Genomic DNA, 7516 nt, shown 5'->3' with positions numbered 1-7516 from the left:
AGATACGGTTGATACCGAAATTGTTAGGCGCTTATGCCTATATTGATGAAAGTTATCACAAATTATACGACATGAATACTGAAATAATCTCTCTCAACTGTAGGACTGCAATTGCCCAAATATCTGGGTAAAAGAGTCATTTTACCGTTGAAAGAGAAAAAGTATTGATGTCTTTTTCAATTTTCTGTCAAGTGTTCCAATTACCCTGTTAAATTCATGGCTTTCACACAAGAACTTCAAGTGATTTTGTTTAAACCCCAAGGAAGCATAGATTTGGAAGGCGGTAAGGCTTTGAGCGAACAGATGGCTGGAGTAGTCCCTCAAGCTTATCAACTCTGGGTTATCGACCTAGCAGAAGTTAACTTCATGGACAGCTCTGGGTTAGTTCCTTTAGTAAAAGGCTTAAAAGCTGCACGTCAGAGTGGTTGCCGCTTGGTTCTATGCAACGTACAAGCTCCTGTACGGTTGATTTTGGAACTTACCCAACTCGATACAGTGTTTGAAATTTTCCACACTTACCAAGATATTTTTACCACCGTCAAAGATAACAGTCTGGTGCTAGCAGATTAACTAATAAATCTACCTAAAGAAGGATGGCGGAGTCAAGCAATATTTGCATTTTTTCATATTCTCTTTAAGATAACAGTCTGGTGCTAGCAGGCTGATTTTCTTTAATTGTCCAGAGAAGAATGTTGAGAGAAACTCATCTCTTTGAGCTAGGTAGTACAAATTGCATTATTGGAAGTCATCTACCTAAAGCAGTAAAGTCAGAAATTGCCAAAATTGATCAAAGCAAATGCAATTATTTGTGACACTCCCCAGCCTTTTAAATACAAGGTTATGCAAATTACTCTAAGCTAATTGTTTTATATACGGCGTAACTAGTGAAAGGAAGCAGGAGGTAAGAAAGGTTAGAATCTCAGCTTTGACGTTATTTCTAACTTTATAGTTATTTTTGCCTCGATCTACTACTTAGATGCCTCCAAGATGTTTCGATGCACCAATTTCTTACCTCTTAGATTCCACCATAATGATAATTTTAGGCATTCTGGGGAGTCGAAATATTAGTTTGTTCGGATGCTGGGCGGGGAAAATTTGGTAAATCAATACCGCTGTGACTAGCATTGCGAGTTTTGAGTGCTAAACGGTAACTCACACTTTGCAGTTCTGCTTGCAGTTGGCGGTTTTCCCGTTGTAGCATTGCTACCTTTTCTCTCACTGGCGTCATCCGCTCCTCAAACTTACGACGGTAAATTTGAGGCAACTCTTGTACTACTTGCTCCAACATCCGAGTGCGATCGGTAAGTTCTTGAACTGACTGTCGCAATTGGTAAATTTCGGAGTCACGAGTTGTAATTTGCTCTTGGTAGAAGGCCACCTGCTGTTCTACAGCTTGGAGTTGTTCTTGTAAAGCGTGTAACTGGGTCAGATCGCGCTCAAATTCCGGCTGCTGGGGCATAAAACTAGTGTTACCCTTTACCAGCCGGAAGAGTTCTTGAGATAGTTGTTGTACTAATTGATCGCGAAGTTGCAACTCCTGGCGTAGCTGCGATACTTCCGTCGAGAGAACTTGAATATTAGGTGTATCAGATTGGCTCACAGTAGCTTAAAGCTCCCATTCAGAATCTTGTCCACTCTTAGGTATAACTGCGGGAGTACTACCTTTGGCAAGTATTTGTTAATTTAGCATTCCCAAATAAGTCACGAAAAAAGAAAAAGACAAAATTTTATTGAATGGGAGTGGGGATTGGACATTTAGTTTCTTCCCTAGTTCCTAGTCCCCAGTCCTCAGTATCTTAAACTGTTGCAGGTGTTGCAGCTACTTTAGTGGGCTTTTCTTTTTCTTCTTTAGGGGGTTTTTCTTCTTCAATGTCCTGCTTAATTGTCAAATAGCGAATCACTTCTTCACTCAAACGCATGGCGCGTTCAAAGGGAGCGATCGCAGTTGCAGGTGCGCTGTAGTTTAACTGGATGTAGATGCCATCCCGGTGTTTTTTGATTTCGTAAGCCAGACGACGCTTACCACGATTTTGAATTTGGATTTCCTCAGCGCCTTGGTCGCGAAGCAAATTCTGATATTTCGTAACTGCTTGCTCTACCTGTTCCTCTCCGAGGTCAGGACGGAGGATGTACATTGTTTCGTAATTTGTAGTCATATTTTTCAGTTTCCTCATGGACAAAAGTGGCTGCTGATATTAATTTATACCTAATTTTTATTCAAAATTCCAGTATTAATCAACATCTGAAGCAACAAGGAACTATAATCTTACCAGTTTTCAATTTGAATCATTAGCCAAATCGCCGAAGTTTGGATTTTTTGGATGTCCCTAATGAAAACTAGGTTGGGAGGCAACCCCGATATTTCTTTAACAAGATCGATCGAGCTATCAGCTTCGCTAAGGGGTATCTTTCTTTAAGGGCGTCTTAATAGCGATCGCTTTTTTGCTCAAGACTCAATCGGTTCGCTAAACAGCTAACTGACGATTGCTACCTGCTCACAGCTTCTAATCGCAGAAAAAAGGATATTCATCAAGATTATGGCGCAGCGCTACGTGCGAATTCAAAATCCAGAAGGGCAGATTTACTATGGGTTACTACAGCTATCCCTGAATGTACAGGTGCTAGATGCTCCACCCTGGTTACAAGGACAACCTACTGATTTAACTTTGACACCAGAAAATTACCAAATTCTGGCTCCCTGCGCTCCCTCAAAAATTGTGGCCGTAGGTAAGAATTATGCAGATCATGCAGCTGAGATGGGAACTCCAGTACCTTCTGAGCCATTAATCTTTCTTAAGCCACCTACGTCGATCATTCCATCGGAGAGGGAAATTAAGTATCCTCCCCAGTCACATAGAGTTGACTATGAAGGAGAGTTAGCTCTAGTGATTGGCGATTACGCTTTTGAATGTACGCCAGAGGTAGCCCAAACCAAAATTTGGGGCTACACCATCGCCAATGACGTAACAGCACGGGATTTACAAAAACAGGATGGTCAATGGACGCGAGCCAAAGGTTTTGATACTTTCTGTCCCTTGGGGCCTTGGATTGTGCGGGAATTAAATCCAGGAGCGAGATTGCAGACTTTTGTGAATGACGATGCTAATCCAGTCCAATCTGCCTGTATCGATCAGATGGTATTTTCCCCCGATGTTTTAGTTTCCTATATCAGTCAGGTGATGACGCTACTCCCTGGTGATTTGGTGCTTACAGGTACGCCGGAAGGTGTAAGCGCTTTGCATCCAGGCGATCGCGTCCGCGTAGAAATTGAAGGTATCGGTCGCCTGGAAAACACCGTAGCGGCCCGTTAACTAACGTACTTGCATATACACTGCATCAGAAATCGCCGGAATTTCTGCATAACGTCCGCTCACAGACTGAATGACTGAATATGCGACTACTCCCACTATGCCAATAAAAATGGTTGTGGATAGAGTTTGGATTGCAAAACCACCAGAGGGAACTAGTCCTACAACATCAGTTAGGATGCTAAACAAAAAGATAATGATATCCAAAAGGATTGCTTGCATGGTGTTGAAACGAATAAAGTGACTAATTTTTTCGTTTCTTACTACCAGCAAAAATAAAGCAAAGAAAATAATCATTCCTGCATAACGCACGCCGTAGTAAATTCTCAACAATGGCAGAAGCGGCAGAAACAGTAGTTGTAATGGTGGAAACTCTGAGAGCAAATATCTACCAAATACAAAAACCTCAATTAGAGGAAGCAAATAAGGCAAGGAAGCAAAAATCCGATCTGAAACTGTTGTAGACCCGCGCCAAGACATTATGCGTTCTCCTGTGGTTAAATTTTTAATAGTTACTTGAGCTTAGGATAACGCAGTTGCTAGGTCTTGCTGAGAAATTCAACTATTCTATATGGGCGATGCGAAAGCCCATCATGCACTCATACTGGTCTGGCTGCTGTTGAGTAAGTTTGCGAATGGCTTGACCACAGCGCAGTTGACCCCCACGCCAACGGGGTTGACCGCTCCCGTCAGCGAGTAAACAAGACTGGCAAACTTGCTCAGGGGCAAGGATTTGCTCGTCCATTAAAATGACTAGCATCGAATCCCTCCTGTAAATTCTCATTGTCAACCCACATTTCACTCAGGGGAAGACGTGTTTTGTAGCGCTTCAAAGAGCCACTTCAGATAGATTGGATGCGTTTTACGTGGTTAAGTGTTGTGATTTGCGATGAGCTTTGCGCCTAACTTGGGCGATCGCAGAGGATACTTAAGAACCACATCCTACCTCTTTGCAGCAAAAATGTGGGCAATTACAATTCAATAACAATTCTCAAGTGAATTTAAATTTATTGTACGTTGTGTCTATTGCAAAATGGGAATTTTAGTAAAAAATAATACAAAAATTTTTGCGCTAAGTTGAGCAAAGACAACTAACGGTATCCATTGCATCCCTGTTAATTTAGCACTAGGATATGTCAAACTTAATATTCAGAAAACAACAAAAGCTTTACACACAAGCAACACGGCGACTTATTGAAATTCCCTTGAGGTGAGTAGTTAAAGGGTGAGAAGTCAAGTCAGTAAAACTGAGTTAACTTGATAGCCATTTAAGTGAGGCATTTCTAAAATACTGAGGTAAACTTGCAAGCAAGTTAATACACAATATTACTCAGCGGCTCGTCGGTCTGGGCATCACTTACAATGGAACACTGGCAATTTCTGATACAGAAACAAGGCGCTCGCTCGTGGCATATCCTAGAATCGCCAAATTTGGAAATCTTGGAAGGACAGTATAGAGTTTTGGCTCGTTCTAACCTTCTTAATACAGACGTGGAAGTGCGGGTAACTCACTCTTCAACTGAGGAAGTTCAACCAACGCGGCGAATTTTCAAGCGATCGCGTCGCACTAATTCAGAAGGCATAATGGCGGTAATTCCTTTTACCTACTTCCAACCGGGAGTTTGGGAGTTGCGTTGTTCCGGCGATTTGATGTCGGATCTGCTCGGTAAATCTTGGCAATACAGCGTGCAAGTGCAAGTCTTCTCGCTGTTAGCAGAGAGAGAGCCGAGGAAAAATTTAGGATCGAGTTCACCCGACGATCGCCCAGATGCTGTTTCTGACAAGTTGGAATCTAATGCTCCACCAGAAACTGTAATTGAGCTAGATAAAGCGATCGCAGTTTCTGAAGGACTGGCAATTACTACAGATAGCAACCTTGTTACCACTGTTGCGCCAGATGAAACGGAAAAAGATGAAGATATAGTTATCGATCAGCCTGTAAGTCCTGTATGGCTCAAAGGAGAGACGGCAGAGCAGATTTTACAAAATTTCATAGATTTAGCTTTACCCACCTCTGAACTGCTACCCAAAGATGAAAAAGTTACAGATTCTTCGGCAACACAACTACCGCCACCATTACTGCTAACTTTAAGTCAGGATAATTATATTGCTCGTTGGGGACAAGCTCTTATAATCAACGGGTACATAGAATTCCAAGAAAAGACAAATCTAGATTGGGATGAAACATTATCTCCAAAAAGCTTGCGGGCGCTTGAACTAGAAATTGAACTGCGATCGCCCAAAAACTTGAAAATCTTGACCAAAATACGCCAACCCTTATCAGATAAGGAGTTGCCCTTTAATATCAATACCTCAATTGATATTCCTGCTGATTGTGAATCCAAGCTAATTTTGGCAGATATCAGTTTGTATGGTAAATTTGCCGATGCCGGTGAAGTCATGCCGTTAGCCACCCAGTCCTTCACCGTTACAGCAGATGTAACAGAATTACTGGCAATCACAGCCGCAGCAAAATCCAGTACATATTTAAATAACCTCATAGCAACATCGGACTCATCTGCTGCTTTCACAGAAACAGAGACACCTGTTAGGCTCGATTTGAAACTATTAAATCTAGTCAAAACTCCAAAAACAGACCAGTCTCAGATAGTTCATCCATCTCCAAACACACCTTTACCAGCACAAATTAACTTGCAAGTTCTGCGAGAAGCCAACGTGCGGACATCTAAGCTCAAGAATTCAAGCATTTTGTTGCCTCAATTACCGAAACTGCCCCCTATTCAAAGTGATGTCAACATTCCCACAGATGTTGTTGCAGAACCACAGACACCAGAGGAGATTGTAGAAAAGGATGCTACTATAGCCACCATCAACTTGGAGCAGTTGGTCATCAAGCAACGTCGAATGCCAATACTTGAGACTACTTTGCCATACTTGAAACGCCTACAAGCTTCACCAAATGATGCCGAAGAAAAAGTAAAAAACAATGTTCTTCCAGATGCATTAGAAGTTAAAGCGGCTGAAGAATTGCCAAAGTTGGACGCAGGTGTGGCTGAAGATGAAAATACATCTAAATTAGTAGTAGATGATGCACAATTTCAGGGCAAATCGGTTGCTGAAGTCGTAGTCCCACAAAATACACAGTTTCAGGAAGAATCTGTTTCTGAAGTCGAAGTCTTCCAAAACGTACAATTCCAGGAAGAATCTGTTGCTGAAGTAGTAGCTCCCCAAAATGCACAATTAATTCCAACCGGAAGCCTTTATTCATCTCCCCTGCTCAGGAAGTGGATGCAGAGCCAAGGATACTCTTTGCCTGAATCTATCAACGATCTGCAACCTCAAGATTACAATAACTATGTTCCACCACAGCAGATACCCCTTCCTCCTAGTGCAGAAAATGCGAATAATGCGAATGTTGATGTTAACTTGCTGTTAGAGCTAGATGCCAACCCAGAGAATAATCTGAACGAAGGTTTGAGCAGTTCACAACTTCTTCTGACTGAAACGCCCAAGGGGCAAGAGACATGGGAAGAAAGTGAAGGGTTGGCTCCTGAACTGGAGAATTTTAGGGAAGATATAGACACAGCGCAGGAAATGGAACTAGGGATTGGAGAAAATACGGAAATAGAAAAAGTACTAGAAGAATCAACAATCTCATCGGCTCTGTTAACACAAGTACCACCCCCTCCTCCGCCGATAAGAATAAACATAGCGTCAGCTTGGTTGGCGCAAGAAATCGTTGTAGATGATACAGATACCGAACTGGAAGGCGATGCAAAGGAGAGTGACACCTTTGAAGAAAAGGAACAACCACTGTTATATTCATCTTCTTCCTTACCTCTAATTGCGGCAGCCATTGAGCCTTTGCCAACTCCACATTTGTATGTGCCAGAAGGTGAATTAATTGCTGGCAAGTCGGTCATAGTGCGCGTAGTACTGCCAGAAGTACCTCTGCAAGTTGTTGTCAAGTTATGGCTTGAAGATTATCAAACTCGCTACTTACTAGATGGCCCCCATTTGTTGACAAATTTACTTCCTAATGCATCGGGAGATTTGGAAGTGATGACACAATTAAACATTCCCTTTGGCTGTTTGGAAATTCGCTTAGGAGCGATCGCAATCGATCTTACAACTCAACAGGAAAGTCATAAAGTCACAATAGTGCGAACCGTGATTCCTCCAGACTTGCCAAGCTTGCAACTAGATGAACTCCTGGGTATGTAACTCAGGTATGAGAGGCATTGGGC

The 7516-nt window shown here is 42.2% G+C and carries 7 protein-coding genes; 3 read left to right on the top strand and 4 right to left on the bottom strand.

Annotated elements, in window-relative coordinates; translation table 11 throughout:
• Positions 1-216 precede the first annotated feature (216 nt).
• Positions 217-570 (top strand): STAS domain-containing protein, encoded by a 354-nt coding sequence (locus IQ229_RS06100; RefSeq protein ID WP_094348023.1) that lies wholly within the window; start codon positions 217-219, stop codon positions 568-570.
• Positions 571-1039: 469 nt separating this feature from the next.
• Here the strand turns inward: IQ229_RS06100 and IQ229_RS06095 are convergent, their stop codons facing one another.
• Together IQ229_RS06095 and rpsF are read right to left on the bottom strand one after the other, a co-directional pair.
• Positions 1040-1600 carry an Npun_F5560 family protein gene (locus IQ229_RS06095; RefSeq protein ID WP_194042165.1) on the bottom strand — a complete coding sequence of 187 codons (561 nt, stop codon included), beginning with the start codon at positions 1598-1600 and terminating at the stop codon, positions 1040-1042.
• Between the two features lie 196 nt (positions 1601-1796).
• On the bottom strand, positions 1797-2156 hold the full coding sequence (gene rpsF / locus IQ229_RS06090; RefSeq protein ID WP_194042163.1) for a 30S ribosomal protein S6: 360 nt from the start codon (positions 2154-2156) through the stop codon (positions 1797-1799).
• A 381-nt stretch (positions 2157-2537) separates the two neighbouring features.
• Between rpsF and IQ229_RS06085 the strand changes: the two genes are divergently transcribed.
• Complete coding sequence (locus IQ229_RS06085) at positions 2538-3311, top strand: fumarylacetoacetate hydrolase family protein (protein WP_194042161.1); 774 nt, start codon at positions 2538-2540, stop codon at positions 3309-3311.
• Here IQ229_RS06085 and IQ229_RS06080 read toward each other — a convergent pair whose 3' ends face one another.
• Together IQ229_RS06080 and IQ229_RS06075 are read right to left on the bottom strand one after the other, a co-directional pair.
• Positions 3312-3788, bottom strand: a complete 477-nt coding sequence (locus IQ229_RS06080) for a Tic20 family protein (protein WP_194042159.1) — start codon at positions 3786-3788, stop codon at positions 3312-3314.
• A gap of 82 nt (positions 3789-3870) precedes the next feature.
• A complete protein-coding gene (locus IQ229_RS06075) occupies positions 3871-4068 on the bottom strand; it encodes a hypothetical protein (RefSeq protein WP_094348028.1) in 198 nt (65 codons plus the stop codon).
• A gap of 602 nt (positions 4069-4670) precedes the next feature.
• On the opposite strand from IQ229_RS06075, the gene IQ229_RS06070 reads away from it, so the two are divergent.
• Complete coding sequence (locus IQ229_RS06070) at positions 4671-7493, top strand: hypothetical protein (protein ID WP_194042157.1); 2823 nt, start codon at positions 4671-4673, stop codon at positions 7491-7493.
• The last annotated feature ends 23 nt before the right edge of the window (positions 7494-7516 follow it).

The organism is Nostoc cf. edaphicum LEGE 07299, assembly GCF_015207245.1.
Classification (GTDB): domain Bacteria; phylum Cyanobacteriota; class Cyanobacteriia; order Cyanobacteriales; family Nostocaceae; genus Nostoc; species Nostoc edaphicum_B.
Note: the sequence above shows the minus strand (reverse complement) of the source record. Positions and strands in the feature narration are given on the sequence as shown.